An 18,141-nucleotide genomic window follows, 5' to 3' on the forward strand; every position below is an offset into this window, starting at 1 on the left:
CTTTGTCTTCTATAGGCAGGGGAGCTGTTGTTTAAATGAAAAATAATGTGAATCCTGATGGATTTTATGATATAATGGAACACAAGATACTATTTTAGGAGAAGGACTATGGAAGACCCGAGCAGTCAGAATTTGTTGCTACAGTTTGTATTGTTATTTATCTTGACCCTGTTAAATGCTTTTTTCTCAGCCACTGAAATGGCAATGGTGTCACTAAACCGTTCCCGAGTGGAGCAAAAGGCAGAAGAGGGAGACAAACGTTACGTTCGTTTGTTAAAGGTGCTTGAAAACCCTAATCACTTTTTATCAACCATTCAAGTCGGTATCACCTTGATCACGATCTTATCAGGGGCAAAATTGGCAGATACACTTGGACAAGTAATTGCCTCTTGGATGGGGAATGGAGAAACAGCTTATGCCATTGCAAGTTTCCTCTCTTTGGCATTTTTGACCTACATCTCTATTGTTTTTGGTGAACTCTATCCTAAACGGATTGCCCTTAATCTAAAAGATGCCTTAGCCATTCGCTCTGTTCCGATTATCATTGGGCTTGGGAAGATTGTCAGTCCCTTTGTCTGGTTGTTATCTGCTTCAACCAATCTCTTGAGTCGTTTAACACCAATGACATTTGATGATGCGGATGAAAAAATGACTCGAGATGAAATCGAGTACATGTTGACCAAAAGTGAGGAAACTTTGGATGCAGACGAAATCGAGATGTTACAAGGGATCTTCTCTCTAGATGAGCTGATGGCGAGAGAAGTCATGGTTCCTCGGACAGATGCCTTTATGGTGGATATTCAGGATGATAGTCAAGCCATTATCCAAAGTATTTTAAAACAAAACTTTTCCCGTATCCCAGTTTATGATGGGGATAAGGACAATGTGATTGGTTTGATTCATACCAAGCGTTTGCTAAACGCTGCCTATGCAGATGGCTTTGAAAATATTGTCTGGAAGAAGATCTTACAAGATCCACTCTTTGTTCCTGAAACTATTTTTGTGGATGACTTGCTAAAAGAATTGCGAAATACCCAAAGACAAATGGCCATTTTGCTCGATGAATATGGTGGTATGGCTGGACTGGTCACACTGGAAGACCTGCTGGAGGAGATTGTCGGAGAAATCGACGACGAGACAGACCGAGCAGAAATCGAAGTCCATCAAATCGGTGAGGACACCTATATTGCACAGGGAACCATGAATCTTAACGACTTCAATAACTACTTTGGTGTCGAACTAGAAAGCGATGATGTGGATACCATCGCCGGTTATTATTTGACGGGTGTTGGTACGATTCCAACAACTGAGAAAATTAGTTACCAACTGGTCAGTCAAAACAAGCAAATCGTCCTGACCAACGATAAGGTGAAAAATGGACGTGTTACCAAGGTAAAAGTTCAAATCACAGAACTAGAACCCGAAGAAGAAACAGAATAAAGCAGTGACTTGAGTCACTGCTTTTTGTAAATCTAGATGGTAGGTTCAGTTATCCCCACTTATTAGGAATAATAAAAAAGCCCGGTTTTACGAGCTTTTCATTTGGTTAATTCCTGTTAATTCAGGTACTGAAAGGCGGTAGACGGATTTGAACCGACGATCAAGCTTTTGCAGAGCCGTGCCTTACCACTTGGCTATACCGCCTCAACGTTTATTATTATACCTTGAAAATCATTTCCCGTCAATAGTTTCTTATTCTAAAATCCAATTTAAGAAAACAGATGATGATCGAAGAAGTGAGAAAAAGCTTGTAAAAATCCCGTTCTAAAGAGGGTCGGACTAGAAAGTATTTCTTGCTAAAACAAACAAAGAATGTAGAAATTTTGACAAATAGAAGTTTTTTGAGGAAATGCGCCTAAATATTCTGAAAATTCGTTTACTTTTTAAAAAATATATGTTATAATTTCCAATAAGCCTAAATTTTTCAAGAGGAGTTAAAAACATGAAAAAAAGTAGAGTATTTGTTGCAGCAGGAGTTGCTTTATTAGCGGCAGGAGTACTAGCTGCTTGCGGTTCTTCAAAATCATCTGATTCAACAGCGCCAAAAAATTATGGCTATGTTTATTCAGCTGACCCAGAAACTTTGGATTACCTTATTTCAGGGAAACAAAGTACTAAGATTGCCACTTCAAATGGTATCGATGGTCTCTTCACAAACGACAAGTATGGGAACCTAGTCCCTGCAGTTGCAGAAGACTGGTCCGTTTCAAAAGATGGTTTGACTTATACCTACAAGATTCGTAAGGGTGTTAAATGGATGACATCTGATGGCGAAGAATATGCTGAAGTAACAGCCAAAGACTTTGTAAATGGCTTGAAACACGCGACTGATAAAAAATCAGAAGCACTTTACCTAGCAGAAGATTCAGTTAAAGGTCTAGCTGACTATAAAGCTGGAAATAATAAAGACTTTTCTTCAGTAGGTGTAAAGGCAGTTGATGATTATACTCTTGAGTATACTTTGAACCAGCCAGAACCATACTGGAATTCTAAGATGGCCTACTCAATCTTCTGGCCATTGAACGAAGATTTTGAAAAATCAAAAGGGGCTGACTTTGCCAAAGCAACTGACCCTACATCATTGCTTTACAATGGTCCGTTCTTACTGAAAGGTTTGACTGCTAAATCTTCTATCGAGTTCGCTAAGAATGAAAATTACTGGGACAAAGATAATGTTCATATTGATAAAGTAACCCTTGCTTTCTATGATGGATCAGACCAAGAGTCAATTGAACGTAACTTTACAAGTGGAGCCTATAGCTATGCTCGTCTCTTCCCAACAAGTTCAAACTATTCTAAAGTAGAAGAGACTTACAAGGAAAATATCTTCTACACTCCATCAGGACCTAGCGTTTTTGGTCTAGGTGTGAATATTGACCGTCAAAGTTACAAATACACTTCTAAGACAACTGATGAAGAAAAGTCTTCTACTAAGAAAGCCCTTCTTAACAAGGACTTCCGTCAGGCCTTGAACTTTGCCTTTGACCGTACTTCTTACTCAGCTCAAGTAAATGGTAAGGAAGGTGCTCCTCTTGCAGTTCGTAACCTCTTTGTGAAACCTAACTTTGTCTCAGCAGGCGAAAAAACTTTCGGTGACTTGGTAACTGATAAGATGGCTGCTTACGGTGATGAGTGGAAGAATGTAAACTTTGCGGATGGTCAAGATGGACTTTTCAACGCTGATAAAGCCAAAGCCGAATTTGCCAAAGCCAAAACAGCATTGGAAGCAGAAGGTGTGAAATTCCCTATCCACTTGGATATCCCAGTAGACCAAACTGCTAAGAGCTATATCGCACGTATCCAATCCTTCAAACAATCCGTTGAAACAGTACTTGGTGAAGGCAATGTAGTCATTGATATTCAACAAATTTCTAAAGATGAGTTGAACAATATCACATACTATGCTGCAAACGCTGCAGCAGAAGATTGGGATCTCTCAGGAGCAGTTGGATGGAACCCAGACTATGAAGATCCATCAACTTATCTTGATATCTTGAAAACAACTAACAGCGAGCAAACAAAAACTTATATGGGTTATGACGATCCAGCAAATGCAGCAGCTGCACAAGTTGGTTTGAAAGAATACGATAAGTTAGTTGATGAAGCTGCAAAAGAAACCAACGACTTGAATGTTCGTTATGAAAAATATGCGGCTGCTCAAGCTTGGTTGACAGACAGCTCCCTCTTCTTGCCAGCTATGTCAGGTAGTGGTGCTGCACCATTCATTTCTCGTGTTGTACCATTCTCTGCATCATACAGTCAATCTGGAGATAAGGGATCAGACGTATACTTCAAGTATATTCAGTTACAAGATAAAGTTGTAACAAAAGCTGACTATGAACAAGCTCGTGAAAAATGGCTCAAAGAGAAAAAAGAATCAAACGAAAAAGTTCAAAAAGAATTGGCTAATCACGTTAAATAAATAACTCTCAAGAGAACTTTCTCTCCATGAGGAGAAGGTTCTTTTGGGATTTTAAAAGGAAACGATATGAAGAAATATATTTTTATGCGTGTATTGCGTTCATTGTTGTCTATTTTCTTGGTGACAACTTTGACATACACAATAATTTATACGATGGTTCCTCGAAAATTGATTTTCAAGCAGGATACCAACTATAACAAGATTGCAACGACACCGGACAAGCGGGATAATTATGAAAATACCGTTTATGAACGGATGGGCTATATCGAGTACTACGATACCAAAGAGTTGCAAGAAAGAGCGAGTACAATGGACTCATCTGTAACAGTGGATGCCAATGATACCAATAAGGCAATCTACGAAAAATACATCAACCAACTAGGAAATGGTTGGACACTCGGTGTGTTCTCAGAAAGTGGTCAATTCTATGCTACGCGTGAAATTCCGATTTTTGAACGTGTTTTCAAATTCTATTCCAACTTGATTGATATTGATCATCCAAACAAGATTCAAGACCCTGAAAACCCAAACTTGCAACGTTATCTTCGTTTTGAAAATGACCCTGCTATCGGTTGGTCATTGGTTGGTTCAGGTACAAAACACAAATACCTTTTGTATTTCAACAATCAATTCCCATTTGTACACCAAAACTTTGTGAACATTAACTTGGGAGATTCTTACCCAACTTATGCAAACACACCAGTGCTTCAAGTTATCACACAAGGTCAGGGACAAACTAAGACATCAGAAGTTCAATTCCCTACAGGTAAAAAGACTTCATCTGTAGATATTTACTCTCGTACCTACAAATCACCAAGCCAAGCAGACGCGCGTGAGGTAGCCAACTATGGTAAAGACGATCCATATACAGCTACAGAAAGCAATTATCAATATCCTTCAATGATTGCAAGCTCAGCGGTTGCTGGTTTGATTGGTTTGATTATTTCTTATGCGATTGCCATTCCACTTGGATCTGCGATGGCTCGCCACAAAAATACTTGGATTGACAGCTTCTCGACAGGTGCTCTTACCTTCTTGCTTGCCCTTCCAACGATTGCCTTGGTATATATTGTGCGTTTGATTGGATCATCTATTGGTCTGCCAGACTCATTCCCTATCTTGGGGGCTGGAGATTGGCGTTCTTATGTCTTGCCAGCAGTCATTCTAGGTTTGTTGGGTGCGCCAAGTACAGCTATCTGGATTCGTCGTTACATGATCGACTTGCAATCCCAGGACTTTGTACGTTTTGCGCGTGCCAAAGGTTTGTCTGAAAAAGAAATTTCAAATAAACACATCTTTAAAAATGCCATGGTTCCACTGGTTTCAGGTATTCCTGGTGCCGTTATCGGGGTTATCGGTGGTGCAACATTGACAGAAACGGTCTTTGCTTTCCCAGGTATGGGTAAAATGTTGATTGACTCTGTTAAGGCATCAAACAACTCAATGGTTGTTGGTCTCGTCTTTATCTTTACATGTATTTCTATCTTCTCACTCTTTGTAGGAGATATCTGGATGACCATGCTTGACCCACGTATTAAATTGACAGAGAAAGGAGGCAAATAATGTCAACAATCGATAAAGAAAAATTTCAGTTCGTAAAACGTGACGATTTTGCCTCTGAAACAATTGATGCTCCTGCCTATTCATACTGGGGTTCTGTATTTAGACAATTTCTAAAGAAAAAATCAACCGTCTTTATGCTAGGAATTTTGGTTGCCATTATCTTGATGAGCTTTATTTACCCAATGTTCTCAGATTTTGACTTCAACGATGTAAGTAAGGTCAATGACTTCTCTGCTCGTTTTATCAAACCCAATGCTGAACATTGGTTTGGTACAGATAGTAATGGTAAATCCTTGTTTGACGGGGTTTGGTTTGGTGCGCGTAACTCTATCCTCATCTCTGTCATTGCAACTTTTATCAACCTTGTAATTGGGGTTATTGTTGGTGGAATCTGGGGAATTTCAAAATCTGTTGACCGTGTCATGATGGAAGTTTATAACATTATTTCAAACATTCCATCTCTCTTGATTGTCATTGTCTTGACTTACTCAATCGGTGCTGGTTTCTGGAATTTGATTTTTGCCATGAGTGTGACAACTTGGATTGGGATTGCTTATATGATTCGTATCCAAATCATGCGTTACCGTGACTTGGAATACAACCTTGCTTCCCAAACACTTGGGACACCAACCTTTAAAATCATCGTTAAAAATATCATGCCACAATTGGTATCCGTTATTGTTTCTACGATGACCTTGATGTTGCCAAGCTTCATCTCTTATGAAGCCTTCCTTTCCTTCTTTGGATTGGGATTGCCTGTAACAGTGCCAAGTCTGGGACGATTGATCTCAGATTACTCACAAAACGTTACGACCAACGCTTACTTATTCTGGATTCCGTTGACTACCTTGATCTTGGTATCCCTATCTCTTTTTGTTGTTGGTCAAAACCTAGCGGATGCTAGTGATCCACGTACACATAGATAGGAGTAGACATGATAAAAGGAGAAAATGTAATTTTGACTGCTCGCGATATTGTCGTGGAATTTGACGTTCGTGACAAAGTTCTTACGGCTATCCGAGGAGTTTCTCTGGACCTGATTGAAGGAGAAGTTCTTGCCTTGGTAGGTGAGTCCGGTTCTGGTAAATCTGTTTTAACAAAAACCTTTACAGGGATGTTGGAAGACAATGGATGTATTGCCCAAGGAAGCATCGACTATCGTGGACAAGACTTGACCGCCCTTACTTCTAACAAGGAATGGGAGAAGATTCGTGGTGCTAAAATTGCGACTATCTTCCAAGACCCTATGACAAGTTTGGACCCAATCAATACAATCGGTAGCCAAATCACTGAAGTTATCGTTAAACACCAAGGGAAAACAGCTAAGGAAGCCAAAGAGATGGCAATCGACTATATGAACAAGGTCGGAATTCCAGACGCTGAAAAACGTTTTGAAGAGTATCCTTTCCAATATTCTGGGGGGATGCGCCAACGTATCGTTATTGCGATTGCCCTTGCCTGTCGTCCAGATATCTTGATCTGTGACGAGCCAACAACGGCTCTTGATGTAACCATTCAAGCGCAAATCATTGATTTGCTTAAAACCTTGCAAAATGAGTACCACTTTACCATTATCTTTATCACCCATGACCTTGGTGTGGTAGCAAGTATTGCCGATAAGGTAGCGGTTATGTATGCTGGGGAAATTGTAGAATATGGAACTGTTGAGGAAGTTTTCTACGACCCACGTCATCCATATACTTGGAGTCTCTTGTCTAGCTTGCCTCAGCTTGCTGACGATAAAGGGGAATTGTACTCTATCCCAGGAACACCACCGTCTCTTTATACTGAGTTGAAAGGTGATGCCTTTGCCCTTCGTTCAGATTATGCGATGCAAATTGACTTTGAACAAAAAGCACCTCAGTTTTCAGTCACTGATACTCACTGGGCTAAGACTTGGTTGCTTCATGAGAATGCTCCTAAAGTTGAAAAACCTGGGGTCATCGCAGATTTGCATGACAAAATTCGTGATAAAATGGGCTTTGCTCATCTAGAAGACTAGGAGGAAGGAAATGTCTGAAAAATTAGTAGAAATTAAAGATTTAGAAATTTCCTTCGGTGAAGGAAGTAAGAAGTTTGTCGCGGTTAAAAACGCCAACTTCTTTATCAACAAGGGAGAAACTTTCTCTCTTGTTGGTGAGTCTGGTAGTGGGAAAACAACGATTGGTCGTGCCATTATTGGTCTAAATAATACTAGTAAAGGTGAGATCATCTTTGATGGTCATAAGATTAATGGAAAAAAATCTCATAAGGAATCATCAGACTTGATCCGTCGTATCCAGATGATTTTCCAGGACCCTGCAGCTAGCTTGAATGAGCGTGCGACGGTTGACTATATCATCTCTGAAGGTCTTTACAACTATCACTTGTTCAAAGACGAAGAAGATCGTAAAGAAAAAGTTCAAAAGATGATTCATGAAGTTGGACTTTTGAAAGAACACTTGACCCGTTACCCACACGAGTTTTCTGGTGGGCAACGTCAGCGTATCGGGATTGCCCGTGCCCTTGTGATGGAACCTGATTTCGTTATTGCGGATGAGCCAATCTCTGCCTTGGACGTATCTGTTCGTGCGCAAGTTTTGAACTTGCTCAAGAAGTTCCAAAAAGAGTTGGGCTTGACTTATCTCTTTATCGCGCATGACTTGTCAGTTGTTCGCTTTATCTCAGATCGTATCGCAGTTATCTATAAGGGAGTTATCGTCGAAGTGGCGGAGACAGAGGAGTTGTTTAACAATCCTGTCCACCCATATACTCAGGCGCTTCTATCTGCTGTACCGATTCCAGATCCAATCTTGGAACGCAAGAAAGTCTTGAAAGTTTACGACCCTGACCAACATGACTATGAGACAGATAAGCCATCTATGGTAGAAATTCGTCCAGGTCACTACGTTTGGGCTAACCAAGCAGAACTTGCTCGATACAAAGAAACTCTTAAAAAATAAACAGACTAGGAGAGGGCCGAAAGGTCTTCTCATTTTTAATAGAAAAATTCCCCTTCTACTAGCTTGTAAAAGGGGAATTGTATTATCATTAGCGTTTAGACCAAGTGCGTTTCATAAAGAGTAGCAAAATTGGGTAAATCTCTAAGCGACCTGCAATCATTGCAAAGGAGAGGAGGATTTTAGAGATGGGACTAAAGATGGAAAAACTCGAGGTTGTACCTAGAATAGGTCCGATATTGTTAAAACAGCTGAAGACCGCACTGGTCACGACTAGAAAATCATTGCTATCAAGACTGACGATAAAGATGAGAGAGAGAATAATCATCATATAGATAGCAAAATATTTAAGAATCTTGTGCTGGGTATCCTTATCAATCACAGTTTTATTGACGTGTAGAGTCAAAACACGGTGAGGGGATAAGGTGGACAAAATCTGATTTTTTGCGATTTTAGAGAGGATAAGTCCTCTGATCACCTTAAGACCACCTGCAGTTGAGCCTGCTGATCCACCGATTCCCATGAGGAAGAGGAGAATAAATTGGGAGAAGAGGGGCCAGTTGGTAATATCTCCGTAACCAAAACCTGTTGTCGTGATGATATTGGAAACCTGGAAGAAGGCCATTTCAACACTCTTAGAGACACCTTGATAGAGGTGGAGCGTATTAAGCGTAATCAAGCCAGTAGAAACTAGAACAATGATGATATATGCTCGTAGTTCTTCATCTCCAAAGAAAGCCTTAACCCGACGGAGCATGAGGTAGTAGTAGAGATTGAAGTTAACCCCAAAAACCAACACTCCGATACTAACTAGATAGGTGATGAGTGAGCTACCGTAGTGGGCAATTCCGTCGTTATAGACGGTAAAGCCCCCAGTTCCTGCTGTTCCCATAGCGATGACAAAACTATCATAAAGAGGCATGCCTGCTAGGTAGTAGATAACCACAAAAAGGGAGAAGAGAGCCAGATAAAGCAGATAGAGAATCTGGGCAGTGTTTTTTAGCTTGGATACGACCTTGCCAAAGACAGGTCCAGGGACCTCAGCCTTCATCACTTCCAAGTGGCTATTCTTGGCATTGTCCATAATGGCAAGTGCAAAGACGAGTACCCCCATCCCTCCGATCAAGTGGGTGAAACTTCGCCAGAAGAGGAGGGAACGAGTGAGGACGGAAACATCGTTCAGAATAGTTGCTCCTGTAGTTGTAAATCCAGAACTGATTTCAAAGAAGGCATCGATGACGCTGGGGATTTGTCCTGAAAAGACAAAGGGGAGGCCGCCAAAGAAAGACCATAGAATCCAACAGAGGGCAACAATTAAGACCCCTTCCTTGGCATAAATCCGTTGATTTTTCGGTTTCCGTAAAACGCCTAGACCACCGAGGAGGACTAAAATTCCAATCGTAGAAAAGAGAGCGATAAATACTTGACTGGATTCTTGGTAATAGATCGCTACACTAACAGGAACTAGGAGGAGAACAGCCTCAATCAAGAGAAGTTTTGAGAGGAGGTAACGAATCATACTTTTATTCATTTTTTACCTCTCAATCAAATCATAGATTTTGGTGATGTTTGGCAATAAGGTCGTCACGAGTAACTTGTCTCCCACCTCAAGCATATCCTCTCCAGTAGGGAAGATTGTTTTTCCTTTTCGGATAATGGCTGCAATGAGAACTCCTTTTTTCAATTTCAACTGTGATAGAGGTTTGGCAGTCATTTTATTAGCTTCCTTGATTTGGAATTGGAGAGTTTCAATTTGACCGTTTGCTAGATGGTGCATGGCTTGAAGATCTGAATACTGAGCGTTTACTCGACCACGGATAAAGTGCATAATGGTATCCACTGCGATGCTTTTTGGTGTGATGATACTCGAAAAATCAGGCGCGTGGATAATCTCTAAAAGGCTTGTTCGGTTGACCTTGGTGATATTCTTATGGACGCCAACACGGTCAAGAAACATAGAAGTGATGATATTTTCCTCATCAACCCCAGTCAAGGTTGCGACTGCATCATAGTGGGGAGCACTTTCTTCCAGCAAAATGTCTTTTGCAGTTCCATCTCCTTGGACAATATAGAGATTGGGGAACTTTTCGCTGAAAAAACGAGCTCTTTCAGGATTGATCTCGATGACCTTGGTATCAATGCGACTGTCTTTTAAAATGCCGAGTAGATAATAAGCAATCTTTCCAGCTCCAACGATAAGTAAGCTTTTCACTGCGCGAGATTTAAAATAGTTATGGAAAAGCATCATATCTACACGATTTCCCGTAACAAAAATCCTATCCTTGTCTTGGATAATAACATCACCACTTGGGATCATCAGTTGATGATCTCTCTCCATAGCACAGACAATAATATTCCCAAATTTTTTACGGAAGTCTGAGATTGGCATTTGACAAAGACCGCTAGAATCCTTGACAACAAACTCCATGAGACTGACCCGACCTCCAGCAAATCGTTCGACAGAGAGGGCGTTAGGGAAATCAATGATATTTGAGATAGCACGCGCTGCTAGGAGTTCTGGATTAACAATAAGTGAAAATCCAAGAATATTTTTCTCTTTAAAATAGGCATTAGAGTATTCAGGATTTCGTACCCGAACGATGGTTTCTTTAGCCCCCATTTTTTTAGCAAGTACCGCTGAAATCATATTCACTTCATCGTGTTCGGTTAGAGCAATAAAGATATCGCACTCTTGAACACTGGCTTGCTCCAAGATGGCAAAGTCAGCACCATTTCCAAGGAGACCTATGATATCATAGCGACTGACAATGTGATTGAGGACAGCCTCATCTTGTTCGATGAGGACAACGTCATGGTTTTCTGCAACCAGTGAACGACAGAGGGCGAAACCAACTTTCCCTCCACCAACAAGGACAATTTTCATATAAAAAACCTACTTTTTCATGATGTAACTATCATACCCTTTTTTAGCAAAAAATGCACTTACTAAGGCGATTTTTAAGGGAAGAAAGACCTTTTCAAGTTTTGAAGATACATTTGTTTAACTTCTATGACGATGTTTCCGATTTGAAGTGATTTGGCTCTTTTACTATACCTTTTCAGAAAGGGGATGACCAAACATGAAAATATCATTAAAAAAAAGTAAAAAAATCAAGTCGTTTCTATTGACAATGATTCTGAAAGTGTTATACTAAGGAAGTAGTTTCGCTGATTTACTTCAAACCTGTTGTGAGGTAAGTTAACGATGCCTTAACCACGCTGTTTGCTGAGCTTGACTCCGGGCAGTGTGGCTATTTTTTTGCAATGATAAAAGGAAGCCAGTCATGACAAATCACATTGTATTATTTGAACCTCAGATTCCACAAAATACAGGTAACATTGCGCGTACTTGCGCTGCGACCAATTCTCCCCTCCACATCATCAAACCGATGGGATTTCCGATTGATGATCGGAAGATGAAGCGGGCTGGTTTGGACTACTGGGATAAGCTTGAGATTTATTTTTATGACAGTTTGGAAGATTTCATGTCTCAGATGAAGGGTAAACTCTATCTGATTTCGAAATTTGCGGAAAAGGTTTATTCTGAGGCGAATTTGGCAAGTAGTGAAGACCATTATTTTCTCTTTGGACGTGAAGACAAGGGCTTGCCTGAGGACTTTATGCGAGAACATCCTGAGAAAGCCCTCCGTATTCCTATGAACGATGAACATGTCCGCAGTCTCAATGTTTCCAATACCGTCTGCATGATCGTCTACGAAGCACTCCGTCAGCAAAATTTTGCAGGTCTTGAGCTTGTTCACACCTATGAAGCAGATAAATTGAAATAATCAAAATGCTTGCACTTGCAAGCGTTTTTTGTTATGATAAAGGGGTCTTCAGGGCTGGGTGTAATTCCCGACCGGCGGTGACTTTAACTAGCTATTTTGGCTTACTCTTCGTTGTCTTGTCTCGATATACTCAAGTATTATCTTCGACTGCGACGCCTAGATTAATCCAAAATATCTTAGTTAAAGAAGTCCGCGAGCGCAAGCTGATGTGGTGCGATTCCACAACCGACAGTATAGTCTGGATGGGAGAAGACGAAAGAATGGCTTTGTCTGTTCTGATGAGTTTATAGATGAATTGCAACCGCTTGCTCAAAAGAGTGAGGGGGGACTTTTGGGATATAAAAAGTGAGAATAGATAGAGGAATCCTTTCCAACTTCTTCTGATTTTATAGAAAATTGGAGGAACCTGTTATGACAAACACACGTCGACTTTCGACCATTGCGATTTTATCAGCCATTTCATTTGTGCTGATGTACTTTGACTTTCCGCTCTTGCCAGCGGCGACCTTCCTCAAGATCGAGTTTAGTATCTTGCCAGTCCTTGTGGGCTTGGTGGTCATGGATTTGCCTGCTGCTCTCGGGATTCTCTTGCTTCGATCACTCTTGAAGTTGCTTCTCAATAGCCAGGGAGTGAATACTTACATTGGCTTGCCAATGAATATCGTAGCCTTGGGAGTTTTTGTTATCGCTTTTGGTTTGATTTGGAAAAAGGAACGTAGCACCCTTCGTTTCCTACTAGCATCTCTGGTGGGAACTATTGGGTTGACTTCTGCCATGTTGGTTCTCAACTATGTCTATGCGGTTCCTTTATACGCGCAGTTTGCCAACTTTGATATTAGAGAAATTATAGGACTTTCTAACTACTTGATGACCATGGTTTTACCTTTTAACCTGATTGAGGGTGTAATCTTTGCCGTTTCATTCTGGTTGTTATATGTCCTCTTGAAACCAACCTTAAAACATTATGAGAGATAAACAAACATTTTTAATGAAGGGCAGTTTTGCCCTTTTACTTTTCGTCCTTCTTGGCTATATGGTTAAGTTCTATCCTGAAACGCTGGTCGGATTTGATCAACCGATTCAGACTGCTCTTCGTGGGGACTTGCCAGATTATTTGACAGTTCTATTCCGTGCGCTTACGCATTTGATTGATATCCCAGTAATCATTACCTGGGTTGCCATCGCAGCCTTTATCTTTTATCGTAAGCAGTGGAAGATAGAAAGCTACTTCATGGCGGGTAATCTAGCCTTAGCCGGTCTTTTAATCGTGACCTTTAAAAATATCTACCAGCGCCCACGGCCAGCTATTTTACACTTGGTAGAGGAGATGGGATTTTCTTTTCCAAGTGGCCATTCTCTGGCTGTAACTTTGATGGTAGGGACTCTGATTGTCATTCTCAGTCAACGGATTAAAGATTCGGTTTGGAGAAAAATTGTGCAAATCGTCCTTGGCTTCTACCTAGTCAGTGTGCTGCTATCTCGGGTCTATCTGGGAGTTCACTACCCATCAGATGTTCTAGCCAGTTTCTGTGTGGGCTTAGGAGTCTTGTTTATCGAGTTTCCCTTCTATGACAAGCTTCGCTTCCAATGGCGATTTAAAGGCAAGCAGAAGTGAGATAGGTCTTGCAAGAATGGTAAAAATCTGATAAACTAAGTAGTAATTGAATAGGAATCCGCAAGACTAGTAACTCAAGGGAAGTATGACAGGGAGGAGAGCCGTGACTGCAAGCTCTCTATATGAAAGTTGGGTGAATTCACTTGCGCATGGATTTAGAAATGAAGGTCTGACTTGTCAGATGAAAACGGATGGTACCGCGTGTCAACGCTCCGAGTGGAGTTTTTGGCATGTGGTTTTCTTTTTATCTACGAGGGACTGATGGAGGAATTATGTCAACTATTGAAGAACAATTAAAAGCGCTTCGCGAAGAAACGCTGGCTAGCTTGAAGCAGATTACTGCTGAAAATGAAAAAGAGATGCAAGACTTGCGTGTCTCTGTCCTTGGTAAAAAAGGGTCGCTTACTGAAATCCTCAAAGGGATGAAGGATGTCTCTGCTGAGATGCGTCCAATCATCGGGAAACACGTCAATGAAGCGCGTGATGTCTTGACAGCGGCCTTTGAAGAAACAGCTAAGCTCTTGGAAGAAAAGAAAGTCGCAGCTCAACTAGCAAGTGAGAGCATCGATGTGACACTTCCAGGTCGCCCAGTTGCGACGGGTCACCGTCACGTTTTGACACAAACCAGTGAAGAAATCGAAGATATTTTCATTGGGATGGGTTACCAAGTCGTGGATGGTTTTGAAGTGGAGCAAGACTACTACAACTTCGAGCGTATGAACCTTCCAAAAGACCATCCAGCCCGTGATATGCAGGACACTTTCTACATCACAGAAGAAATCTTACTCCGTACTCACACGTCTCCAGTTCAGGCCCGTGCTATGGATGCTCATGATTTTTCAAAAGGTCCTTTGAAAATGATCTCACCAGGACGTGTGTTCCGTCGTGATACGGACGATGCAACCCACAGTCACCAGTTCCACCAAATCGAAGGCTTGGTTGTTGGAAAAAACATCTCTATGGCAGACCTTCAAGGAACCCTTCAGTTGATTGTTCAAAAAATGTTCGGTGAAGAGCGTCAGATCCGTCTGCGTCCATCTTATTTCCCATTCACAGAGCCATCTGTTGAAGTGGATGTTTCCTGCTTCAAGTGTGGTGGAGAAGGCTGTAACGTATGTAAGAAAACAGGTTGGATCGAAATCATGGGTGCCGGTATGGTTCACCCACGTGTCCTTGAAATGAGTGGCATCGATGCGACTGTTTATTCTGGCTTTGCCTTTGGTCTTGGACAAGAGCGTGTCGCTATGCTCCGTTACGGAATCAACGATATCCGCGGATTCTATCAAGGAGATGTCCGCTTCTCAGAACAGTTTAAATAATGATTAGAAAAGTAGAAAAGGCAGATATTGGGATGTTGTCCAAAATTGCCAAACAAACCTTTCGTGAAACATTTGCTCATGATAATACGGAAGAGCAGTTACAGGAATACTTTGAAAAGACTTATAGTCTGAGAGTTTTGTCAACTGAGTTGGAAAATCCAGATTCCGAAACCTATTTCATTATGCATGAAGAGGAGATAGCTGGTTTTCTCAAAGTCAACTGGGGAAGTGCTCAGACTGAGAGAGAATTAGAGGATGCTTTTGAAATTCAACGCCTCTATGTGCTACAAAAATTCCAAGGATTTGGACTAGGTAAGCAACTGTTTGAATTCGCTCTTGAACTTGCTACCAAAAATAGTTTTTCCTGGGCTTGGTTGGGTGTTTGGGAGCATAATACAAAAGCTCAAGCGTTTTATAACCGATATGGTTTTGAAAAATTTAGCCAACATCATTTTATGGTTGGTCAAAAAGTAGATACAGATTGGTTACTGAAAAAGAAATTAAGGTAAGAAGAGGATTCTTCTATTGAAATGATAGGAAAGGAAAAGAGCTAGAGTGGCAACTGTCATTCTGGAGAACTAAATTATGCTTGTATCTTATAAATGGTTAAAAGAATTGGTGGACATTGATGTGCCATCACAAGAGTTGGCTGAGAAAATGTCAACTACAGGGATCGAGGTCGAAGGTGTCGAATCATCGGCTGCTGGTCTCTCAAAAATTGTCGTCGGTGAGGTTTTGTCTTGCGAAGATGTGCCAGAAACACACTTGCATGTCTGTCAGGTTAACGTTGGCGAAGAAGAAGCCCGTCAAATCGTTTGTGGTGCCCCAAATGTGCGTGCTGGTATCAAGGTCATGGTGGCTCTTCCAGGAGCTCGCATCGCTGATAACTACAAGATCAAAAAAGGGAAAATCCGCGGTCTTGAGTCACTTGGGATGATTTGTTCACTGGGTGAGTTGGGGATTTCTGACTCCGTTGTACCAAAGGAATTCGCAGATGGCATCCAAATCTTGCCAGAAGATGCCGTTCCAGGTGAGGAAGTCTTCTCTTACCTAGACTTAGATGATGAAATCATCGAGCTTTCTATTACACCCAACCGTGCGGACGCTCTTTCTATGCGTGGGGTGGCGTACGAAGTAGCAGCTATCTATGACAAGGCAGTTAGCTTTAAAGAGTTTTCTCTTTCAGAAACAGATCAAGCTGCAGCAGATGCTCTTTCTGTAGGTATTGAGACAGACAAGGCGCCTTACTATGCGGCCCGTATCTTGGATAATGTGACCATCGCACCAAGTCCACAATGGTTGCAAAACCTCCTTATGAACGAAGGTATCCGTCCAATTAACAATGTCGTAGACGTAACCAACTACATCCTGCTTTACTTTGGTCAACCGATGCATGCCTTTGACTTGGATACCTTTGAAGGGACCGACATCCGTGTGCGTGAAGCGCGTGCTGGTGAAAAATTGGTGACCTTGGACGGTGAAGAGCGTGACTTGGAAGCAAATGACTTAGTCATCACTGTCGCAGACAAGCCAGTAGCCCTTGCAGGTGTCATGGGTGGTCAAGCAACAGAAATCTCTGAAAATTCTAGTCGTGTTGTCCTTGAAGCAGCTGTTTTCAATGGCAAATCGATCCGCAAGACTAGCGGACGCCTCAACCTTCGTTCTGAGTCGTCTTCTCGCTTTGAAAAAGGCATCAATGTGGCAACTGTTAATGAAGCCCTTGATGCGGCGGCTAGCATGATTGCTGATCTTGCAGGTGCGACGGTGCGTAAGGGCATCGTTTCAGCGGGGGAGCTTGACACTTCAGATGTGGAAGTTTCTTCAACCCTTGCAGACGTTAACCGCGTCCTTGGTACGGAGCTTTCCTATGCTGATGTGGAAGATGTCTTCCGTCGTCTTGGCTTTGGCCTTTCTGGCAATGCAGAAAGCTTTACAGTCAGCGTTCCACGTCGTCGTTGGGATATCACCATCGAAGCGGACCTCTTTGAAGAAATCGCTCGTATCTATGGTTATGATCGCTTGCCAACTAGTCTTCCAAAAGATGACGGTACAGCTGGCGAATTGACTGCGACACAAAAATTGCGTCGCCAAGTTCGTACCATCGCTGAAGGAGCAGGTTTGACAGAAATCATTACCTACGCTCTGACAACGCCTGAAAAAGCAGTTGAGTTCACAGCTCAACCAAGTAACCTTACAGAACTCATGTGGCCAATGACAGTGGACCGTTCTGTCCTCCGCCAAAATATGGTCTCAGGTATCCTTGATACAGTTGCTTACAACGTAGCGCGTAAGAACAAAAACTTGGCCCTTTACGAGATTGGAAAAGTCTTTGAACAAACAGGCAATCCAAAAGAAGAATTACCAAACGAAATCAACAGTTTTGCCTTTGCCTTAACAGGCTTGGTTGCTGAAAAAGATTTCCAAACGGCAGCAGTTCCAGTTGATTTCTTCTATGCTAAGGGAATCTTAGAAGCGCTCTTTGATCGTTTGGGACTTGAAGTGACCTATACAGCAACAGCTGAGATTGCAAGTCTCCACCCAGGACGTACGGCCGTGATTTCACTCGGCGACCAAGTTCTTGGTTTCCTTGGCCAAGTGCATCCAGTCACTGCCAAGGCTTATGATATTCCGGAAACGTATGTAGCGGAGCTTAACCTTTCAGCTATCGAAGCTGCCCTTCAACCAGCTGCTCCATTTGTAGAAATCACTAAATTCCCAGCAGTCAGTCGTGACATGGCTCTACTCCTCAAGGCAGAAGTCACTCATCAAGAAGTTGTAGACGCTATCCAAGCTGCAGGCGTGAAACGTTTGACAGATATCAAACTCTTTGACGTCTTCTCAGGCGAAAAACTGGGAGTTGGCATGAAGTCAATGGCCTATAGCTTGACCTTCCAAAATCCAGAAGATAGCTTAACAGACGAAGAAGTCGCACGCTATATGGAAAAAATCCAAGCATCACTCGAAGAAAAAGTGAATGCAGAAGTGCGTTAATAGT

At 41.8% G+C, this 18,141-nt stretch carries 14 protein-coding genes, 1 tRNA gene and 1 riboswitch; of the genes, 12 read left to right on the top strand and 3 right to left on the bottom strand.

Annotated features, from left to right (window positions below; genetic code table 11):
- Nucleotides 1-108: 108 nt before the first annotated feature.
- Nucleotides 109-1,440, top strand: coding sequence for a hemolysin family protein (locus tag SOR_RS01325; RefSeq protein WP_000390021.1), 1,332 nt, complete (start codon nucleotides 109-111; stop codon nucleotides 1,438-1,440).
- Between the two features lie 133 nt (nucleotides 1,441-1,573).
- Here the strand turns inward: SOR_RS01325 and SOR_RS01330 are convergent.
- Nucleotides 1,574-1,644 (bottom strand) — tRNA-Cys (locus SOR_RS01330).
- Nucleotides 1,645-1,942: 298 nt separating this feature from the next.
- On the opposite strand from SOR_RS01330, the gene SOR_RS01335 reads away from it, so the two are divergent.
- The 5 genes from SOR_RS01335 to SOR_RS01355 all read left to right on the top strand — a co-directional run bounded on the left by SOR_RS01335 (nucleotide 1,943) and on the right by SOR_RS01355 (nucleotide 8,427).
- Complete coding sequence (locus SOR_RS01335; RefSeq protein WP_000749708.1) at nucleotides 1,943-3,922, top strand: peptide ABC transporter substrate-binding protein; 1,980 nt, start codon at nucleotides 1,943-1,945, stop codon at nucleotides 3,920-3,922.
- A gap of 66 nt (nucleotides 3,923-3,988) precedes the next feature.
- Nucleotides 3,989-5,485 (top strand): ABC transporter permease, encoded by a 1,497-nt coding sequence (locus SOR_RS01340; RefSeq protein WP_000759894.1) that lies wholly within the window; start codon nucleotides 3,989-3,991, stop codon nucleotides 5,483-5,485.
- Complete coding sequence (gene oppC / locus SOR_RS01345; protein WP_000103692.1) at nucleotides 5,485-6,411, top strand: oligopeptide ABC transporter permease OppC; 927 nt, start codon at nucleotides 5,485-5,487, stop codon at nucleotides 6,409-6,411. Before SOR_RS01340 ends, oppC begins: the two co-directional genes overlap by 1 nt.
- Nucleotides 6,412-6,419: 8 nt before the next feature.
- Nucleotides 6,420-7,487, top strand: coding sequence for an ABC transporter ATP-binding protein (locus SOR_RS01350; protein ID WP_000589572.1), 1,068 nt, complete (start codon nucleotides 6,420-6,422; stop codon nucleotides 7,485-7,487).
- Nucleotides 7,488-7,497: 10 nt separating this feature from the next.
- A complete protein-coding gene (locus SOR_RS01355; protein WP_001291307.1) occupies nucleotides 7,498-8,427 on the top strand; it encodes an ATP-binding cassette domain-containing protein in 930 nt (309 codons plus the stop codon).
- Nucleotides 8,428-8,515: 88 nt separating this feature from the next.
- Here SOR_RS01355 and SOR_RS01360 read toward each other — a convergent pair whose 3' ends face one another.
- Together SOR_RS01360 and trkA are read right to left on the bottom strand one after the other, a co-directional pair.
- Nucleotides 8,516-9,955: a TrkH family potassium uptake protein gene (locus tag SOR_RS01360; RefSeq protein WP_001043431.1), complete on the bottom strand. Its 1,440-nt coding sequence runs from the start codon at nucleotides 9,953-9,955 to the stop codon at nucleotides 8,516-8,518.
- 3 nt (nucleotides 9,956-9,958) lie between these two features.
- Nucleotides 9,959-11,308: a Trk system potassium transporter TrkA gene (trkA, locus tag SOR_RS01365; RefSeq protein WP_000706814.1), complete on the bottom strand. Its 1,350-nt coding sequence runs from the start codon at nucleotides 11,306-11,308 to the stop codon at nucleotides 9,959-9,961.
- A 400-nt stretch (nucleotides 11,309-11,708) separates the two neighbouring features.
- Here trkA and SOR_RS01370 point away from each other — a divergent pair, with 400 nt between their 5' ends.
- From SOR_RS01370 to pheT, 6 genes are all read left to right on the top strand, one after another.
- Nucleotides 11,709-12,212, top strand: coding sequence for a tRNA (cytidine(34)-2'-O)-methyltransferase (locus SOR_RS01370; RefSeq protein ID WP_000181368.1), 504 nt, complete (start codon nucleotides 11,709-11,711; stop codon nucleotides 12,210-12,212).
- A 40-nt stretch (nucleotides 12,213-12,252) separates the two neighbouring features.
- Nucleotides 12,253-12,470: riboswitch (FMN riboswitch) on the top strand.
- Nucleotides 12,471-12,623: 153 nt separating this feature from the next.
- Entirely contained in the window at nucleotides 12,624-13,187 is a 564-nt protein-coding gene (locus SOR_RS01375; protein WP_000185847.1) for an ECF transporter S component, read from the top strand.
- Complete coding sequence (locus SOR_RS01380) at nucleotides 13,177-13,827, top strand: phosphatase PAP2 family protein (protein WP_041170802.1); 651 nt, start codon at nucleotides 13,177-13,179, stop codon at nucleotides 13,825-13,827. Before SOR_RS01375 ends, SOR_RS01380 begins: the two co-directional genes overlap by 11 nt.
- Before the next feature lie 272 nt (nucleotides 13,828-14,099).
- Complete coding sequence (pheS, locus tag SOR_RS01385) at nucleotides 14,100-15,146, top strand: phenylalanine--tRNA ligase subunit alpha (RefSeq protein ID WP_000103743.1); 1,047 nt, start codon at nucleotides 14,100-14,102, stop codon at nucleotides 15,144-15,146.
- Complete coding sequence (locus tag SOR_RS01390; protein WP_000619931.1) at nucleotides 15,146-15,655, top strand: GNAT family N-acetyltransferase; 510 nt, start codon at nucleotides 15,146-15,148, stop codon at nucleotides 15,653-15,655. Before pheS ends, SOR_RS01390 begins: the two co-directional genes overlap by 1 nt.
- A 76-nt stretch (nucleotides 15,656-15,731) precedes the next feature.
- Nucleotides 15,732-18,137: a phenylalanine--tRNA ligase subunit beta gene (pheT, locus tag SOR_RS01395; protein WP_000961558.1), complete on the top strand. Its 2,406-nt coding sequence runs from the start codon at nucleotides 15,732-15,734 to the stop codon at nucleotides 18,135-18,137.
- The last annotated feature ends 4 nt before the right edge of the window (nucleotides 18,138-18,141 follow it).

Source organism: Streptococcus oralis Uo5 (assembly GCF_000253155.1).
Classification (GTDB): domain Bacteria; phylum Bacillota; class Bacilli; order Lactobacillales; family Streptococcaceae; genus Streptococcus; species Streptococcus oralis_L.